Genomic DNA, 16,863 nt, shown 5'->3' with positions numbered 1-16,863 from the left:
CCAGTAGACCGATCTGTATACCTGGCTCCGATACGTGAGGCGGTCCACGCCATGAACGTCCTGCTGTCCGTCGGTTTCGTCCTGACCTGGAGCTCCGGCTTCATCGGCGCCAAGCTCGGCGCCGGTGACGCGAGCGCCGTGACCACACTGATGTGGCGCTTCCTGCCCCTCGCGCTCGTCCTCGGCGCAGTCGCCGCGACGGCGGGGCGGCACTGGTGGCGCGGTCTGACGCCGCGCGACATCGGACGCCAGACCGTCGTCGGCGCCCTGTCGCAGAGCGGCTATCTGCTGACCGTCTACTACGCCATCCAGCTCGGCGTCTCCAGCGGCACCACCGCCCTCATCGACGGCATCCAGCCCCTCGTCGCGGGCGCCCTCGCCGGACCGCTGCTGCGGCAGTACGTCACCGCGCGGCAGTGGCTCGGCCTGTGCCTGGGCGCGGCCGGGGTCGCCGTCGTCACCACCGCCGACGCGGCGGCCGTCACCGGCGTCGCCCCGTGGGCGTACGCGATCCCCTTCCTCGGCATGCTGGCACTGGTGGCCGCCACGTTCGTGGAGAGCCGTTCGCCCACGCGCGTGGAGCCGATGGCGGCCCTGACCGTGCACTGCGCCACGAGCGCCGTCGTCTTCACGGCCCTCGCCGTCGCGGCCGGGGGCGCCGCGCCGCCCGCCGCCCCCTCGTTCTGGCTCGCGATCGCCTGGCTGGTCGGTCTGTCGACGTTCGGCGGCTACGGCCTGTACTGGCTCGTGCTGCGCCGACGCGGACTGACCCAGGTCAACACCCTGATGTTCCTGATGGCACCGGTGACCGCGGTGTGGGGCGCGCTCATGTTCGGCGAGCCCTTCGGCGTGCGCACCGCACTCGGCCTCGCGCTCGGGCTCACCGCCGTCGTGGTCGTGCGGTGGGGCGACACGCGCCGGTGGCGTCCCGCGCGCGTGCGCGGCGGCTCATCGGCACGGCCGGGCGAGCGCGCGAGCCGCTAGAGCGAGTCGCGAGAGTCCTGCCCCGCCCCGGCGGCGACCAGATGCCGGTTGGGGCGCATGGCCGCACCGGCCAGCTCCGGCACCTCCGCCACGGTGACGCCCGCCTCGGCGAGGACCCCGATCCCGTCGGCGCCCGGCACGAACGTGTCGGGCTCCCGCCACGCCGTCACCACCCGCCGCACCCCCGCGTCGGCGATCAGCCGCGCACACGGCTTCGGCCGCGACGCCCGGCGCGCGCACGGCTCCAGACTGCTGTAGACCGTGGCGGTGGCCAGCCGCGGATCACCGGCGGCGAGCTTGCCGAGCGCCGCCTCCTCGGCGTGCACGACCGGGTCGCCCGCCTCCCGCGAATGGCCCCGGGCCAGCTCCGTGCCGTCGGCCGCGACGATCACCGCGCCGACACTGAACGCGGTCGTGGACGGCGGACACTGCTCGGCCAGTTCGCAGGCGGTCCGCAACCAGTGCCGGTCCGCCGCCGTGGCCGTGGACCCGGCGCCGGGCACGGTCGGCGCGTACCGCGTCACGATCACGTCGCCGACCCGCTCCGTGTCCAGCACCCGCATCCGCCCGCGCGGCCCGCCCGGGTACGAGCCGGGCCCGAACAGGCGGGGCGCGTCGGGCTCGCCCACCACCAACGGGGCGACCGCGAGCCGCAGTTCGTCCGCGAACCCGAGTTGCAGAAGCTGCGTGTGCACCCGCGCCCCGCCCTCGACCATCAGCCGCCGCACGCCCCGCGACCCGAGATGATCGAGGAGCGCCGCCCAGTCCAGCGTCGGACCGAACGGCACCACCTCGGCGGCGCCGCCCACGCGCGCGTGGGCGAGCTTCGAGCCCTGGTCCGTCGTGCAGAGCAGCCGGTCCCCGCCGGTCGTCCAGAACGGGTCGCCGGGATCGACTTCTCCCGACCCGCTGACCGCCACCTTCAGGGGATACGCGGACCGCCCCGCCGCGACCCGCTCGGCGCGCCGCGCGGGGGAGTTGACCAGCAGCCGGGGCCGGTCGGCGCGCAGCGTCCCCGCCCCGACCAGGACGGCGTCGCTCGCCGCGCGCTCCGCGTCGACCCGGTCGAAGTCCTCGGGCCCCGACAGCAGCAGCCGCTCGGGCCCGGTGTCGTCGAGGCAGCCGTCGAGCGAGACGGCGGCGGACAGCAGCACGTAAGGGCGGGACATGGCGACTCCGGGAGCGGGCGGGACGTACGCACCGACCCTACCGAGGCGCGGGCGGCGTCCCGTCACCGAAGGGCCGCCCGCCGAGCCGTTCCCGGCCGTGCGGGGTGTGCCAGCCCGAGAGGTCGGGTCCCAGTGGCACGATGCCGGTCGGGTTGATGCCCGTGTGCACCTGGTAGTAGTGCCGCTTGATGTGGTCGAAGTCGACGGTGTCGCCGAAGCCGGGCGTCTGGAACAGGTCCCGCGCGTACGCCCACAGGACCGGGTCCTCGGTCAGCTTGTTCCGGTTGCACTTGAAGTGGCCGTGGTAGACGGCGTCGAAGCGGACCAGCGTCGTGAACAGCCGCACGTCCGCTTCCGTGATCGTGTCACCGACGAGGTAGCGCTGCCCGGCCAGCCGCTCGGACACCGCGTCCAGGCGCCGGAACACGTCCCGGTACGCGTCCTCGTACTCGCCCTGGCTCGTCGCGAACCCGGCCCGGTACACGCCGTTGTTCACGTCCCGGTACACACCCTCCATCACCGCGTCGATCTCCTCGCGGAGCGGCTCCGGGTAGAGGTCGGGCGCCCCCTCCCGGTGCAGCGCCGTCCATTCCGTCTCAAGGTCCAGGGTGAGCTGCTGGTAGTCGTTGGTGACGAGCTTGCCCGACGGTACGTCGACGATCGCGGGCACGCTGACACCGCCCGGGTAGTCCTTCTCGCGGGCGTCGTACGCCTCGCTGAGGTAGCGGATGCCTAGGACCGGGTCCCGGCCGTCCGGGTCGAGCGTGAAGCGCCAGCTCCGGTCGTCCTGGATCGGGTCGGCGACCGCCAGGGACAGCGCGTCCTCCAGACCGAGCAGCCGCCGCACCACCAGGGCGCGGCTCGCCCACGGACAGGCCCGGCTGACGACGAGCCGGTAGCGGCCCGCCTCCACCGGCCAGCCGTCCCTGCCGTCGGCCGTGATCCGGTCGGCGAAGTGGCTGCGGGACCGCTTGAAGCCCTTCTTGCCGTACGAGTCGTTGCCGCCCACGGGGTCTCCTTCCAGTGCCGGGTCCCTGTACGGGCTACGGTGTCGAGCCTGCCCGGGAAACGCGCCGTACACCACCCGTGCCGCGACCGGCCGCACGCACCGCCTCCCGCGTTCACGGGCCCGGTCTCTCCTCCGGCGCGCCCGCGCCCGCCCCGGCCGACCTGGGCCGCGGCGGCCACACCCCCGGCTCCAGGACGCCCGCCGCGTAGGCGCGGGCGACCAGTTCGGTGCGGTTGGCCGCGCCCCAGCGCCGCGACAGACGCCGCAGGTGGTAGGTGACGCCGTCGGTCGTCAGACCCGTCTCGCGGGCCGCCCGCGCCGTCGACGCCCCCGCCGCGAGCAGGGCGAGGATCCGTCCCTCGTTCGGGTGCGACGTCGCCGGGGCGGGCGCCGGGCGCGGCGCGCACTCACCCGTCACCCGCACCATCACCAGCAGGTCGGGCAGCGCGCTCGGGGTCTCGCTCACCGGGTCGACCGTCAACTCCCCGCAGCGGCCCGCACCGCCGGGGCCCTGCCAGGTCACCGCCACCGTGTAGCGCGAGCGGCGCCGCAGCCTGAGCGCCTCGACGATCCGCTCGACCTGCGTGCCGTCCCGGGGCACGAACAGGTCGAGGAGGTCCCGTCCCTTGAGGCGGCCCGGCGTCGTACCCCACTCGGCGGCCAGCGCGGCGTTCGCCAGGCGCAGCACCCCGTACGCGTCGCACACGGCGACCGGCAGCGGGATGCGGTCGAAGAGGACCATCGCGCGATTGCGCCACACCACCGCGTCCACCGACGCGCCCCCTGTCTCGCGCCTGCCACGAACGCGCGCCGGACGCAAGAGCGTCACGCCGTCGTCCCCTACACAATCATGTAGTGCGCCGGTGCCGACCGGCGGGGGAGCGGGATCAAGCTGGAAGCGCTGATCCCCCCACCCGCGAAAGGCGGTTGCCGCACCATGCCCCACCCCACGCTGTCCCCGCCGGCCCCCACCGACGGCGTTCCGCTCATCGACATCTCCGCGACCGGGCCGGGAGCGGCCCCGCTGCAACAGGTCATGGATCTCATGCGGGAGCACGGCCCGGCCCTGGTGCGCCGCCTGCACGGCCGCGACGCCCTCTTCGTCGCCGACCTCGACCTCGTCACCGAACTCGCCGACGAGTCCCGCTTCACCAAGCACATCGGGCCCGCCCTGGAGAACGTCCGCGCCTTCGCCGCCGACGGCCTGTTCACCGCGTACAACGACGAACCGAACTGGGCCCGCGCCCACGACATCCTCATGCCCGCCTTCGCCCTCGGCTCGATGCGCGCCTACCACCCGGTCATGTACCGCGTGGCCCGCCGCCTCGTCGACACCTGGGACCGCGCCGCCCACGAGGGCCGCCCCGTGGACGTGCCGGGCGACATGACCCGGATGACGCTCGACACCATCGGACTGGCCGGATTCGGCTACGACTTCGGCTCGTTCGCCGGCACCGCGCCGCACCCGTTCGTCGAGTCGATGGTGCGCTGCCTGGAGTGGAGCATGAAGCGCCTCGCCCGCACCCCGGGCGCCGACCACGCGGCGGCCGACGCCGCGTTCCGCGCCGACGCCGCCCATCTCGCACAGGTCGTCGACGACGTCATCGCGGCCCGGGTCCGAAGCGGCGAGCGGCACACCGACGACCTGCTCGGACTGATGCTGAGCGCCGAACACCCGCGCGACGGATCGACGTTGTCCACCGCCAACATCCGCAACCAGGTCATCACGTTCCTGATCGCCGGGCACGAGACGACGTCCGGCGCGATGTCCTTCGCCCTGTACTACCTCGCCAAGAACCCCGCCGTCCTCGACCTCGTCCGCCGCGAGGTCGACGACCTGTGGGGCGACGCCGCCGACCCCGAGCCCGACTTCGACGAGGTCGGCCGCCTCACCTACACCCGGCAGGTGCTCAACGAGGCGCTGCGCCTGTGGCCCACGGCGGCCGCGTTCAGCCGGGAGGCCCGCGAGGACACCCTCCTCGGCGGGCGCGTCCCGGTCCGCGCCGGGCAGGGCGTCACCGTGCTCGCCCCGATGCTGCACCGGCAGCCCGTGTGGGGCGACAACCCGGAGCGCTTCGACCCGAACCGGTTCACGCCCGAGGCCGAGGCGGCCCGCTCCCCGCACGCCTTCAAGCCCTTCGGGACCGGCGAACGCGCCTGCATCGGACGGCAGTTCGCGCTCCACGAGGCCACCATGCTGCTCGCGATGCTGGTGCACCGCTACCGGCTGCACGACCACGCCGACTACCGGCTCACCGTCAAGGAGACCCTGACCCTGAAGCCGGACGGCTTCACCCTTGGCCTCGCCCGGCGCACCCCGGCCGACCGGCGCCACGCCCCGCTGCCCGGCGCCGCCGCGACACCCCGACCGGACCTCGAAGCGGCCGAGCTGCCGGTACGGGTCAGGCCCGGCACCCGCGCCCTCTTCCTCCACGGCAGCAACTACGGCACCTGCCGGAGCCTCGCCGCCCAGCTCGCCGACGAGGCCGCCGCCCTCGGCTGCGAGACCGAGGTCGCCCCGCTCGACACCTACGCGGTGAAGCTGCCCACCGACCGCCCGGTGATCGTCGTCGCCGCCTCCTACAACGGGCGACCCACCGACGACGCCCGCGAGTTCGTCGCCGCCCTCGACCGGGCCGCCGACGGCTCCCTCGACGGGGTGCTGCACGCCGTGCTCGGCGTCGGCGACCGCAACTGGGCCGCCACCTACCAGCACGTCCCCACCGGCATCGACGACCGTCTCACCGCACTCGGCTCCGAACGCCTCTGCGAACGCGCCGCGGCCGACGCCTCCGGCGACCTGAACGGGGCGGTGCGCACCTTCACCACGGGCCTGCGCGCCGCACTCCTCGAACGGTACGGCGACCCCGACGCCACCACCGCGCGGCCCGCGCCCACCGAGGCGTACGAGGTCCGCGAGATCACCGGCGGCCCGCTGGACCTCGCCGCCGCCCGGCACGGGCTCGCCCCGCTGACCGTGACCGAGGCGTACGACCTGACCGCCGCGGCCCATCCGCGCACCAAGCGGTTTTTGCGGCTCACCCTGCCGGACGGTGTCAGCTACCGGACCGGCGACCACCTCACCGTGCTGCCCGCGCACGAACCCGCCCTCGTCGACCGTGCGGTGCGCGCGCTCGGCGTCGACCCGGACGCCGTGCTCGACATCCGCTCCGACCGGCCGCGCCGCGACGCCCTCGCGGTGGACCGCCCGGTGACGGTCCGCGAACTGCTCTCCCGGCACGTCGAGTTGCAGCACCGTCCCACGCCCGAGCAGGTCGCCGTACTCGCCGAGGCCAACCCCTGCCCGCCGGAGGCCGCCGCGCTCGGGTCGCTGCCCGGCGACGATCCCCGGACCTTCGTCGAACTGGTCGAGGCCCACCCGGCCCTGCGCTCCGCCCTCACCTGGACCCAACTCCTGGACGTGCTGCCGCCGTTGCGGCCGCGCCACTACTCGATCTCGTCGAGTTCCGTCGTCCGCCCCGGCCACGTGGACCTGATGGTGTCGGTCCTCGACGCGCCCGCCGCGTCCGGCACCGGCCGCCACCGGGGCACCGGCTCCACCCATCTGGCGGCGCTGCGGCCGGGCGACACCGTCCTCGGCCGCGTCCAGCCGTGTCGCGACGCCTTCCGGATCCGCCCCGACGCGGCCGAGCCGGTCGTCATGGTCGCGGCGGGCACGGGCCTCGCCCCCTTCCGCGGCGCGATCGCCGAACGCCTGGAGCGTCGCCGCGCGGGCGGCCACCTCCCGCCCGCGCTGGTCTACTTCGGCTGCGATCACCCGGACCGGGACCTGCTGCACGCCGACGAACTGCGCGCCGCCGACGCCGAGGCGGCGATCTGTCTGCGCCCGGTCTTCAGCGAGGCCCCCGTCGACGGGCACGCCTTCGTCCAGCACCGGATCGCCGCCGAGGGCGCCGAACTGTGGGAACTGCTCGGCGCCGGCGCCCGGGTGTACGTGTGCGGGGACGGTGCCAGGATGGCCCCCGGCGTGCGGGCCGCTTTCCGCGACCTGTACCGCGCGCACACCCCGGGCGCCGACGCGGGCGAGGCCGAGCGGTGGCTCGCCGCGCTCGTCGCCGAGGAGCGCTATGTGGAGGACGTGTACGGCGGCTGACCCGAGCGGAGTCCGGGCGGTGTCCGGGCGCGGGTGGGACTCGCGGGGCAGGGCCTCACCCGTTCGGCCCCTTCCCGTCGGGCTAGCGGGATCACCGAAGTGGACGCAGAATCAGTCGTATGTCCTTTATGTCCGCGGGTGTGACGTGGCTCGGACTCGGCCTGACACTCAGTGCGGCCGGGCTTGTGACGTATGGCCTCGCCACGCTGCCCTGCTCGGGCGGCGTCCGCCCCGAGGACGCCGAACCGGCCTGCCGCCCGGCGCGGCGGACGGCCCTGGGGTTCGGAGCGCTGGGTGTCGCGGCGTTGATCGTCGGAACGGTCTGCGTGGTCCTGCACGTCACGGATTTCCGCTGAGAGAGCCTGTCCGACGCGTGGCGGGACGCACGGGCGGGGCCGCGTCGTGGACGCGGCCCCGCCGGGTGCCTCACTCCTCGCCGCTCCCGTAGGGGCGGGTGATGACTTCCATGCCGTGCCGTGACGGATCCATGAAGTACACGCCACGACCGCCGTCGTGATGATTGATCTCGCCCGGCCGCTTGCCGTGCGGATCCGCGTAGTACGTGATACCGGCGTCCTCGATACGCCGGAAGACGCCGTCGAACTCCTCCTCGCTGACGAGGAAGGCGTAGTGCTGCGGGACGATGGATCCGGCCGGGACGGACGCGAAGTCCAAGGTCACGCCGTTGCTGAGGTCGAGAGCGACGAACGGGCCCCAGGTGGCGCCGACATCGAGCCCCAGGATGTGCGCCAGGAACTCGGCGGATTCCCGGTTGTCCCGGGCGTGCACGATGGTGTGGTTGAGCTGGACCGACATGATGGATTGCCTCCGCAAGGCAACTCGGGCACCTCCATGCCTCACCCGGACGGTGACCGACACGCGATGCCGGGGCGGATCATAGGCAGAACACGGGGTGGCCCGCCAGTACGCGCCGCCGCGAGGGGGTCAGTCCAGGACGAGTTCCGGGTTGTACATGTCCAGCCACAGGGCCAGGTCCAGGGTGCGTTCCAGGCCGCGGCGGGAGGCCTGGGTGATCTGGGGCGCCTCGCGGTGCGCGGCCCCGGCCACACGCTCGCGGTCGACCAGGTCGAAGACGCGGTGCGAGGGCCGGGAGAGCAGGTCCTTCGCGTGGTCCTGGAGAGCGAGCGCGTACTTCGGGTCCTGCGTCGACGGGTAGGGGCTCTTGACCCGGTCGTACACCGACGTGGGCAGCACGTCCGCGGTCGCCTCGCGCAGCAGACTCTTCTCGCGGCCGTCGAACGACTTCAGCGCCCAGGGCGTGTTGTACACGTACTCCACGAGCCGGTGGTCGCAGAACGGCACCCGCACCTCCAGGCCCACCGCCATGCTCGCCCGGTCCTTGCGGTCGAGCAGGACCCGGACGAACCGGGTCAGGTGCAGGTGGCAGATGCGCCGCATCCGGTACTCGAAGTCGCTCTCCCCGTCGAGGCGCCGGATGCCGCGGACCGCGCCCGCGTAGCTGTCGGCGACATAACCCGTCAGGTCGAGACGCTTGCCGAGGTCGGGGCGGAGCACGTCCGCGTCGTCGCCGAAGTGCCGACCCATCCGCACCAGCCAGGGGAACGTGTCGGCGTTGCGGGCCTCCTCGTCGAAGAACTGGAGGTAGCCGCCGAACACCTCGTCCGCCGACTCGCCGGACAGGGCGACCGTGGAGTGCTCGCGGATGGCGCGGAAGAGGAGGTACAGCGAGGCGTCCATGTCGCCGAAGCCCGCGGGGATGTCGCGGGCCCGGATCACCCGGGCGCGTACCTCGGGGTCGGCGAGCGCGTGCGAGTCGAGCACGATGTCGCGGTGCTCGGTCCCGGCCGAGCGCGCCACGTCGTGCACGAACGGGGTGTCCGGGGTGCCACGCAGCTCGTCCGCGACGAAGTTCTCCGCCTGGCCGACGAAGTCGACCGCGAAGCTGCGCACGGTCTCGCCCTGCCGCGCGAGCTGCCGTGCCGCGATCGCGGTCATCGCGGAGGAGTCGAGGCCGCCCGACAGGAGGGTGCAACGGGGTACGTCCGAGACGAGTTGGCGGCGCACGATGTCGTCGAGCAGCTCCCGCACGGTGGCGATGGTCGTGTCCCGGTCGTCGGTGTGCGGCCGGGTCTCCAGCGACCAGTACGCGCGGCTGCGCAACCCGGAGCGGTCCACGGTGACGACCGTGCCCGGCTCGACCTCGTGCATCCCGTCCCACACGGCATGCCCCGGGGTCTTCACGAACGTGAACAACTCGCGGAGCCCGTCGAGGGTGACGCGCGACCTGGCGAGCGGGTTCGCGAGGATCGCCTTGGGTTCGGAGCCGAACAGCACGCCGTCGGCGGTCCGGTAGAAGTAGAACGGCTTGATGCCCATGCGGTCGCGGATCATGAGCAGCTTGTCCACCCGGCCGTCCCAGACGGCGAACGCGTACATGCCGTTCAGCCGCTCGGGCAGTGCCTCGCCCCATTCGAGGTAGCCGCGCAGCACCACCTCGGTGTCCGAGTCGGTCCTGAACTCATGGCCGAGGGAGGCGAGTTCGGCGCGCAGCTCGGTGTAGTTGTAGGTCTCGCCCGAATAGACGAGGGCGACGGTGCCGCCCGGGGTCGTCACGGTCATGGGCTGCCGGCCGCCCGGCAGGTCGATGATGGCGAGCCTGCGGTGGCCGAGCGCCGCGGGGCCCTCGATCCAGGTGCCGCGGTCGTCGGGACCGCGGCACTCCATCGTCTGCGTCATCGCGTCCAACGCGTCGGCCGAGGCCCGCAGGTCACGGTCGAAGGAGACCCAGCCGGTGATGCCACACATATGCTTCCTCCTGCTTCCCGTTCCACCGTGGACAGCCGGACACGACCGCTCCGACCTGTGGGGACGCAGGTGCGGTCACCGTCGTACGAAGTCCGTTGTACACGGCATCTATATGACGAGCGTGTGACATGACGGGGGGTCCGGTCAACGTGTCCGTAACCTGAGGGGACGGCTGACCCGGGGGGTTTCGGCCGCGTGCCGACCGGCCGCGCGCGATGATCCCCTTCGCAAATCCCCGGTGTGCGCCACACGTTGACCCCGGCCGCCCGGGGCGACCCGTACGATCCGGCCAACGGCAAAGGTTTGATCAATCCTGCCCGGACACGCCGGGGGAGAGGCCTCGCTCACGCCGTCGCGCGCAGCGTCCCGTCGAACGTCGCGGCGGCGAGCCCGAACGACAGCGTCATCCCGACCCCGGACGTCACCGACAGCGCCCGCACGCCCGGCGCCAGGTCCCGTACGAACAGCGGCCCGCGCGAGCTGCTCGCGTACACGCCCTGCCAGCGCTCGGTCACCCGGACCTCGCGCACCCCGAGGACGCGCGCGACCTCGCGGAGCAGCAGCACCGACACCGCCTCGTCCTGGAACGGGATCTCCGTGAGGTCGTACGCGTGCGAGTCGCCGACCAGCACCGACCCGTCGGGCAGCCGCGTGAACATCACGTTGGCGCCGATGCCGAGCAACTCCGCGCCGTGGCGCTCGACCTCGGCCCGCAGCGCGGTCGCCGACGGTGTCGCCGTGAACGCGTCGTAGCGCAGCATCGAGGTGGCGGTCAGCACCGCGGCGTCGGTCCGCAGCGCCGCGGGCGCCTCGATCCTGGCCATCGACAGACGACAGCGCTCGATGCCGTGCGCCTCCGCCTCCACCGGGTACAGACGGTCGAGATCGTGCCCCACGCAGAGCAGGATCCGCTCACCGCGGACCGGGCCGCGGCTCGTGTGCACGGACCCGGTCTCGACGCCGGTCACGTTCGTCCCCCACACGATGCGCACGCCGGGCTGCTCCGCGAGCCACGCGGCGAGCCGGGGCGCCGCCTCCCGCGGGTCGACCCGCAGATCGGCCGGGAGCAGCGCGCCCCCGGCCAGGTCGCCCCGCTGGTGCGCGGGCCTGCCCAGCGCGTCGCCCACCTCGTCCCGTGTGCGCAGGCGTACGGCGTCCGCCCCGCGCTCCTCGCGCAGCTCCTCGAGGACGGCCAACTCGGTCACCGACCGGGCCACCACCAGCGCGCCCGCCTCCGGCGCCCACAGCCCGGCCCGCGCCGCGGCGTCCAGCCAGCCCGCGCGCGAACGGGTCGCGAGGTCGAGCAGTTCGCCGCGCTGGGCGGTGACGCAGCAGTGCCCGAAGTTCCGCACGGACGCCCCCACGGGCCGCCGGTCCCGCTCGACCACCGTCACGCGCAGCCCGCGCCGCACCGCTTCGACGGCGTGCGCGAGACCGATGATGCCCGCGCCGACGACGACGAGGTCGCTGCGGTCGCGCGGCAGGACGGCAGGGGGCAGGGGGGTGGTGGCAGGGGTCATGTGCTCCAGCGTGCGGAGGGTGATCCATTCCGGCAAGAGCTGTCTATACAAGTTTCCCGGATGTTTACCGGAGAGGCAGCAAGAACGGTCTTGCCTCCTTCGGTCTCGGACTGAAAGACTCTGCTTGTGCATACAAGTGAGGGCGGGCCGCTGCATCAGCGGCTCGGAGCGGAGTTCCGGCGGCGGATCGAGGCGGGTGAGTGGCCCGAGGGCGTACCCGTGCCGAGCGAGGCCCAGCTCTGCGAGGAGTTCGGCACCTCGCGCGGCCCGGTCCGCCAGGCCCTCGCGCAGCTCCGCGCCGAAGGGCACCTCGTCGGCGGGCGCGGCAGGCCGCCGGTCGCCCACCGCGTCACGCCCTCCCAGCCGTTCGCCTCGCTGATGTCGTTCACGCAGTGGGCGCGTTCCATCGGACGCACTCCGGGACAGTTCACCGTCGAGGTCGCCCGCCGCCGCGCCAGCCCCGAGGCCGCGGCGCGCCTCGGCCTCGACGAGGGCGCCCCGGTCGTCGACCTCGTACGGCTGCGGCACCTGGACGGGGTGCCCGCCATGGTCGAGCGCTCCACCTTCGTCCTCGACGCGGGCGCGCACCTCTTCGCGGTCGACCCCGACGCGGGCTCCGTCTACGAGGCGCTCACCTCCCGCGGCGTCGACCTGCACCACGCGCGCCACACCATCGACGCCATCGCGGCGGACCGCGCCGACGCCGACCTCCTGGACGTGACGGCGGGTCAACCTCTGTTGCGGGTAAGGCGGTTGGCGTTCACGAGCGACGGTACGCCGGTGGAGTACGCGGACGATCGCTACCTGCCGTCCATGGCCACGTTCACCATCGAGAACACCCTTGAGGGCCGCACCGTCGCGGGGCGGGACCGCTCCGACGGCGCCGCTTTCGACCCCACCGGGAAGGAACCCCAGTGATCGAACTCGCCGTCTTCGACATGGCAGGCACGACGATCGAGGAGCACGGCGCCGTGTACGAGGCGTTGCGCCACGCCGTCGAGTCGACCGGGGTCCCCGTGGCCTCCGCCGACCTCCAGGCCTGGATGGGCACCGACAAGCGCGAAGCGATCGCCGCCCTCGTCCGCATCGGTGGCGGCACCCCCGGCGCCGAACTGGTCGAGCGGCAGTACGGCGTCTTCCGTACGTTCCTGAAGCAGCGTTACGAGCAGGTGCCGCCCCGGCCCGTCGCCCACGCCGACAAGGTACTCGTGGAGCTGCGTGCCCGCGGCGTCAAGGTCGCCCTGACGACCGGGTTCAGCGACGACGTGGCCCTGCCGCTGCTCGCCTCGCTCGGCTGGTCGACCGGCGAGGGCGGCAACCTGGACGCCGTGGTCACCGCCGACGAGGTGCGCCGCGGGCGGCCCGCGCCGTACATGATCCATCGCGCGATGGAGAAGACCGGCGTCGTCGACGTGCGCGCGGTGCTCGTCGCGGGGGACACGGCCGTCGACCTGGAGGCGGGGACGAACGCCGGGGCGGGGGTGGTCGTGGGCGTGCTCACGGGCCAGTTGACCCGGGAGCAGCTCGCAGTCCACCCGCACACCCATGTGCTGGCCTCGGTCGCGGACGTCCCCGGCCTCCCGGAGTCCGCCCGCGACTGAGAGCCTGTCTTGGAGGGCTGGACGGCGACGGCTCAGGCGAGCGCCGCGTCCACGATCGCCTGTGCCTCGCTCTGCACCTGCGCCAGGTGTTCGGCCCCGCGGAACGACTCGGCGTAGATCTTGTAGACGTCCTCGGTCCCGCTGGGCCGCGCCGCGAACCAGGCGTTCTCCGTGGTCACCTTGAGGCCGCCGATCGCCGCCCCGTTGCCGGGGGCCTCGCTGAGCCGGGCGGTGATCGGCTCGCCCGCGAGGGTGTCCGCGGTGATGGCGTCACCCGTCAGCTTCGACAGGCGGGCCTTCTGCTCCTTCGTCGCCTTCGCGTCGATCCGCGCGTACGCGGCGCCCGACGCCCCGTACCGCTCGGCGAGTTCGGCGTAGTACACGGACGGTGTCTTCCCCGTCACGGCCGTGATCTCGGCGGCCAGCAGGGCGAGCAGGATGCCGTCCTTGTCGGTCGTCCAGACGGTGCCGTCCTTGCGGACGAAGCTCGCCCCCGCGCTCTCCTCGCCGCCGAACGCGACCGAGCCGTCGACCAGGCCCGGCACGAACCACTTGAACCCGACGGGGACCTCCACCAGCTCGCGGCCGAGGGAGGCGGCGACCCGGTCGATGACGGCGCTCGACACGAGCGTCTTGCCGACCGCGGCCGACGCCGACCACTGCGGCCGGTGCGAGAACAGGTAGTGGATGGCGACGGCCAGATAGTGGTTCGGGTTCATCAGGCCGGCGTCCGGGGTGACGATGCCGTGCCGGTCCGCGTCGGCGTCGTTGCCGGTCAGCAGGTCGTAGTCGTGGCGGCGCGCGAGCACCGACGCCATCGCGGGCGCCGACGACGGATCCATCCGGATCTTGCCGTCCCAGTCCAGCGTCATGAAGCGCCAGGTCGGGTCGACGGCCGGGTTCACCACCGTGAGGTCGAGGTCGTACATCTCGGCGATCCGCGACCAGTAGTCGACGCTCGCCCCGCCCAGCGGGTCGGCGCCGATCCGCACGCCCGCCTCCCGGACGGCGTCCACGTCGATGATGTTCCTCAGGTCCTCGACGTAGCGCTCACGGAAGTCGTAGGGCTCCGGAGCCGGGGACTCGGCCGTGCGCGGCGTCCAACCCGGGTCCTCCAGCAGCTCGTTGGCGCGCTGGGCGATCCACGAGGTGGTCGTCGAGTCGGCGGGGCCGCCGTGCGGCGGGTTGTACTTGAAGCCGCCGTCGCGCGGCGGGTTGTGGCTCGGCGTGATGACGATGCCGTCGGCGCGGTCGGCCGGTTCCTCGCGGTTCCAGCGCAGGATCGCGTGGCTGAGGGCGGGGGTGGGCACGAAGCCGTCGTGCGCGTCGGCCATGACGCGTACGCCGTGTGCCGCGAGCACACCGAGCGCCGTCTTGAGGGCGGGCCGGGAGAGGGCGTGCGTGTCCGGGCCGATGAACAGCGGGCCCGTGATGCCCTCGGTGGCCCGGTGTTCGACGATGGCCTGGGTGATCGCGGCGATGTGCTTCTCGTTGAAGGCGCCGTCGAGGCTGGAGCCGCGATGGCCACTCGTGCCGAAGACGACGCGCTGCTCGGGGCGCGCGACGTCGGGCTCCCTCGTGTAGTAGGCGTCGACCAGTTCGTCGAGGTCGACGAGATCGTCCGGCCGGGCGGGGGTTCCTGAGCGGTCAGTCATGCGAACAGTGTCCCACCTGCGTCGATGGTATGTCCGGAGCCACCGCTCCCGCCCGGCCCACGATCGCCTCGCGGCGGGGGGTTCAGCCCTGGCCCGCCCCCCTCTCGCGTGCCTCGGCGATCGCGGCGAGAGCGGCGAGGATCCGGCGCTCGGCCTGGTCCTTGGTGACGCCGAGACCGGCGAGGACGCCCGCACCGTTCTCCTCCTCCAACAGCGCGAGCAGGAGGTGCTCGGTGCCGATGTAGTTGTGCCCGAGGCGCAGCGCCTCGCGGAAGGTCAGCTCCAGCGCCTTCTTCGCCCCGAGGTCGAACGGCACCAGGGCCGGCATGTCGTCGCTCGGTGCCGGGAGCCGCGCCGTCGCCGCCTGCCGCACGCTGTCGAGCGGCACGTCCTGCGCGACGATCGCCTTGGTGCCGAGGCTGTCCGGCTCGTGCAGCAGGCCGAGGACGAGGTGCGCGGTGCCGATGGTGGCACTCTGCGCGGCCCGCGCCTCGTTCTGCGCGGCGACCACCACGTTCCTGGCGCGTTCGGTGTAGCGGCTGAAGCCCTGGCTCGGGTCGAGGTCGTTCTCGGAGCCCTTCGGCACGAACCGCTTCTGCGCCGCCTGCCGGGTGACCCCCATGCTCTTGCCGATGTCCGTCCAGGAGGCGCCGGAGCGGCGGGCCTGGTCGACGAAGTGGCCGATCAGGTGGTCGGCGACATCGCCGAGGTGGTCCGCCGCGAGCACGGCGTCCTGGAGCTGTTCGAGCGCGTCGGTGTGGACCTTCTTGATGGCCTCGATCAGATCGTCGAGGCGGACGTTGGCGCCTACGGGATTCGTCATGAGGCAACCCTAGGTTGACAGTCAGAAGGTGTCAACCTCGGGTTGACACTTCTTTGCGGTGCTCGCTCACACGGTCGGCGGGTTCAGCCGCCGGAAGCCTTCCTGGTCGCGGTACGGGTAGTACGGATACGGCACTTTGACCTCGCTCGCCGCGTCGAGCCTGGCGACCTGATCCGGCGTCAGCTCCCAGCCGACGGCGCCCAGGTTCTGTCTCAACTGCTCCTCGTCGCGGGCCCCGATGAGGACCGTGGAGACGGTGGGCCTGCGCAGCAGCCAGTTGAGGGCGATCTGCGGGATCGTCCTGCCGGTCTCCCCGGCGATCTCGTCGAGCGCGTCGACGACCCGGTACAGGTGCTCGTCCTCGATCGGCGGCCCGAACCGCGCGGTCCGGTGCAGTCGGCTGTCGGCCGGCAGGGGCCGCCCGCGCCGGATCCTGCCCGTGAGCCGCCCCCAGCCGAGCGGGCTCCACACCACGGCACCCACGCCCTGGTCCGCGCCGAGCGGCATCAGCTCCCACTCGTAGTCGCGGCCGACCAGTGAGTAGTACACCTGGTGCGCCGCGAACCGCGGTCGCCCGTGCTTCTCCGCCTCCGTGAGCCCCTTCATGAGCTGCCAGCCCGCGTAGTTGGAGACGCCGGTGTAGCGGATCTTGCCCGCCCTGACCAGGTCGTCGAGCGTCGACAGGACTTCTTCGACCGGTGTGCTCGCGTCGTAGGCGTGCAACTGGAACAGGTCGATGTGGTCGGTGCCGAGGCGGCGCAGGGCCGCCTCGACGGCACCCATCAGCCGCGAGCGGGAGACTCCGGCGTCGTAGGGTCCCTCGCCCGTCGGCAGTGCGGCCTTCGTGGAGATGAGCGCCCGGTCGCGGCGGCCCTTGAGCGCGGCGCCCAGTACTTCCTCGGAGGCGCCGTCCGAGTAGACGTCGGCCGTGTCGAACAGGGTGACGCCCGCGTCGAGGCTCAGGTCGACCATGCGCCGGGCCTGGTCGACACCGGCGGTGCCCCAGGCCGAGAAGAGGGGGCCCCGGCCGCCGAAGGTCCCTGCCCCGAAGCTCAGTGCGGGGACCTTGAGCCCTGATGTCCCCAACTGCCGGTACTCCATGATGATCCCCTCGGTTAACGGGTCTACGGTTTCGTTAGTGCGTGCCGCAACCGTAGCAGGGGATCGCGCCATAAGGGAACTGTGGTTCCTTTAAAGAGGT

The 16,863-nt window shown here is 72.9% G+C and carries 14 protein-coding genes; 5 read left to right on the top strand and 9 right to left on the bottom strand.

What is annotated here, in order from left to right:
- Window positions 1-51: 51 nt before the first annotated feature.
- Window positions 52-984, top strand: a complete 933-nt coding sequence (locus ACIRF8_RS11145; RefSeq protein ID WP_404213300.1) for a DMT family transporter — start codon at window positions 52-54, stop codon at window positions 982-984.
- Here ACIRF8_RS11145 and ACIRF8_RS11140 read toward each other — a convergent pair.
- From ACIRF8_RS11140 to ACIRF8_RS11130, 3 genes are all read right to left on the bottom strand, one after another.
- Window positions 981-2,153, bottom strand: a complete 1,173-nt coding sequence (locus tag ACIRF8_RS11140; protein WP_404213298.1) for a dihydrofolate reductase family protein — start codon at window positions 2,151-2,153, stop codon at window positions 981-983. The two genes, ACIRF8_RS11145 and ACIRF8_RS11140, sit on opposite strands and share 4 nt — an antisense overlap.
- A 37-nt stretch (window positions 2,154-2,190) precedes the next feature.
- Window positions 2,191-3,162: a glutathione S-transferase family protein gene (locus ACIRF8_RS11135; protein WP_404213296.1), complete on the bottom strand. Its 972-nt coding sequence runs from the start codon at window positions 3,160-3,162 to the stop codon at window positions 2,191-2,193.
- Between the two features lie 112 nt (window positions 3,163-3,274).
- On the bottom strand, window positions 3,275-3,904 hold the full coding sequence (locus ACIRF8_RS11130) for a helix-turn-helix transcriptional regulator (protein ID WP_404214253.1): 630 nt from the start codon (window positions 3,902-3,904) through the stop codon (window positions 3,275-3,277).
- 195 nt (window positions 3,905-4,099) lie between these two features.
- On the opposite strand from ACIRF8_RS11130, the gene ACIRF8_RS11125 reads away from it, so the two are divergent.
- Window positions 4,100-7,276: a cytochrome P450 gene (locus tag ACIRF8_RS11125; RefSeq protein ID WP_404213294.1), complete on the top strand. Its 3,177-nt coding sequence runs from the start codon at window positions 4,100-4,102 to the stop codon at window positions 7,274-7,276.
- 119 nt (window positions 7,277-7,395) lie between these two features.
- Entirely contained in the window at window positions 7,396-7,632 is a 237-nt protein-coding gene (locus ACIRF8_RS11120) for a hypothetical protein (protein WP_404213293.1), read from the top strand.
- A gap of 70 nt (window positions 7,633-7,702) precedes the next feature.
- On the opposite strand, the gene ACIRF8_RS11115 is transcribed toward ACIRF8_RS11120, so the two are convergent.
- From ACIRF8_RS11115 to ACIRF8_RS11105, 3 genes are all read right to left on the bottom strand, one after another.
- The gene (locus ACIRF8_RS11115) at window positions 7,703-8,092 is read right to left on the bottom strand and encodes a VOC family protein (RefSeq protein ID WP_404213291.1); all 390 of its coding nucleotides are present in this window, start codon (window positions 8,090-8,092) and stop codon (window positions 7,703-7,705) included.
- 129 nt (window positions 8,093-8,221) lie between these two features.
- The gene (gene asnB, locus ACIRF8_RS11110) at window positions 8,222-10,063 is read right to left on the bottom strand and encodes an asparagine synthase (glutamine-hydrolyzing) (RefSeq protein WP_404213289.1); all 1,842 of its coding nucleotides are present in this window, start codon (window positions 10,061-10,063) and stop codon (window positions 8,222-8,224) included.
- Window positions 10,064-10,407: 344 nt separating this feature from the next.
- Window positions 10,408-11,583 (bottom strand): TIGR03364 family FAD-dependent oxidoreductase, encoded by a 1,176-nt coding sequence (locus ACIRF8_RS11105; protein WP_404213287.1) that lies wholly within the window; start codon window positions 11,581-11,583, stop codon window positions 10,408-10,410.
- Window positions 11,584-11,709: 126 nt separating this feature from the next.
- Between ACIRF8_RS11105 and ACIRF8_RS11100 the strand changes: the two genes are divergently transcribed.
- Together ACIRF8_RS11100 and ACIRF8_RS11095 are read left to right on the top strand one after the other, a co-directional pair.
- Complete coding sequence (locus ACIRF8_RS11100) at window positions 11,710-12,501, top strand: GntR family transcriptional regulator (protein ID WP_404213285.1); 792 nt, start codon at window positions 11,710-11,712, stop codon at window positions 12,499-12,501.
- Window positions 12,498-13,184 (top strand): phosphonatase-like hydrolase, encoded by a 687-nt coding sequence (locus tag ACIRF8_RS11095; RefSeq protein WP_404213283.1) that lies wholly within the window; start codon window positions 12,498-12,500, stop codon window positions 13,182-13,184. Before ACIRF8_RS11100 ends, ACIRF8_RS11095 begins: the two co-directional genes overlap by 4 nt.
- A gap of 32 nt (window positions 13,185-13,216) precedes the next feature.
- Here the strand turns inward: ACIRF8_RS11095 and pgm are convergent, their stop codons facing one another.
- The 3 genes from pgm to ACIRF8_RS11080 all read right to left on the bottom strand — a co-directional run bounded on the left by pgm (window position 13,217) and on the right by ACIRF8_RS11080 (window position 16,763).
- Window positions 13,217-14,839 carry a phosphoglucomutase (alpha-D-glucose-1,6-bisphosphate-dependent) gene (gene pgm / locus ACIRF8_RS11090; RefSeq protein ID WP_404213281.1) on the bottom strand — a complete coding sequence of 541 codons (1,623 nt, stop codon included), beginning with the start codon at window positions 14,837-14,839 and terminating at the stop codon, window positions 13,217-13,219.
- Between the two features lie 82 nt (window positions 14,840-14,921).
- Window positions 14,922-15,662: a Clp protease N-terminal domain-containing protein gene (locus ACIRF8_RS11085; protein ID WP_404213279.1), complete on the bottom strand. Its 741-nt coding sequence runs from the start codon at window positions 15,660-15,662 to the stop codon at window positions 14,922-14,924.
- Between the two features lie 66 nt (window positions 15,663-15,728).
- Window positions 15,729-16,763, bottom strand: a complete 1,035-nt coding sequence (locus tag ACIRF8_RS11080; protein ID WP_404213277.1) for an aldo/keto reductase — start codon at window positions 16,761-16,763, stop codon at window positions 15,729-15,731.
- Window positions 16,764-16,863 lie beyond the last annotated feature (100 nt).

It is taken from the genome of Streptomyces sp. NPDC102406, from assembly GCF_044765725.1.
GTDB lineage: Bacteria > Actinomycetota > Actinomycetes > Streptomycetales > Streptomycetaceae > Streptomyces.
This window is presented reverse-complemented; position numbering and strand designations above follow the sequence as displayed.

What these genes read in the sequence shown, in the direction of transcription:
- ACIRF8_RS11145 (WP_404213300.1), top strand. Translation starts at nt 52, where the DNA reads ATGAACGTCCTGCTGTCCGTCGGTTTCGTCCTGACCTGGAGCTCCGGC.
- ACIRF8_RS11140 (WP_404213298.1), bottom strand. Translation starts at nt 2,153, where the DNA reads ATGTCCCGCCCTTACGTGCTGCTGTCCGCCGCCGTCTCGCTCGACGGC.
- ACIRF8_RS11130 (WP_404214253.1), bottom strand. Translation starts at nt 3,904, where the DNA reads ATGGTCCTCTTCGACCGCATCCCGCTGCCGGTCGCCGTGTGCGACGCG.
- ACIRF8_RS11125 (WP_404213294.1), top strand. Translation starts at nt 4,100, where the DNA reads ATGCCCCACCCCACGCTGTCCCCGCCGGCCCCCACCGACGGCGTTCCG.
- ACIRF8_RS11120 (WP_404213293.1), top strand. Translation starts at nt 7,396, where the DNA reads ATGTCCTTTATGTCCGCGGGTGTGACGTGGCTCGGACTCGGCCTGACA.
- ACIRF8_RS11115 (WP_404213291.1), bottom strand. Translation starts at nt 8,092, where the DNA reads ATGTCGGTCCAGCTCAACCACACCATCGTGCACGCCCGGGACAACCGG.
- asnB (WP_404213289.1), bottom strand. Translation starts at nt 10,063, where the DNA reads ATGTGTGGCATCACCGGCTGGGTCTCCTTCGACCGTGACCTGCGGGCC.
- ACIRF8_RS11105 (WP_404213287.1), bottom strand. Translation starts at nt 11,583, where the DNA reads ATGACCCCTGCCACCACCCCCCTGCCCCCTGCCGTCCTGCCGCGCGAC.
- pgm (WP_404213281.1), bottom strand. Translation starts at nt 14,839, where the DNA reads ATGACTGACCGCTCAGGAACCCCCGCCCGGCCGGACGATCTCGTCGAC.
- ACIRF8_RS11085 (WP_404213279.1), bottom strand. Translation starts at nt 15,662, where the DNA reads ATGACGAATCCCGTAGGCGCCAACGTCCGCCTCGACGATCTGATCGAG.
- ACIRF8_RS11080 (WP_404213277.1), bottom strand. Translation starts at nt 16,763, where the DNA reads ATGGAGTACCGGCAGTTGGGGACATCAGGGCTCAAGGTCCCCGCACTG.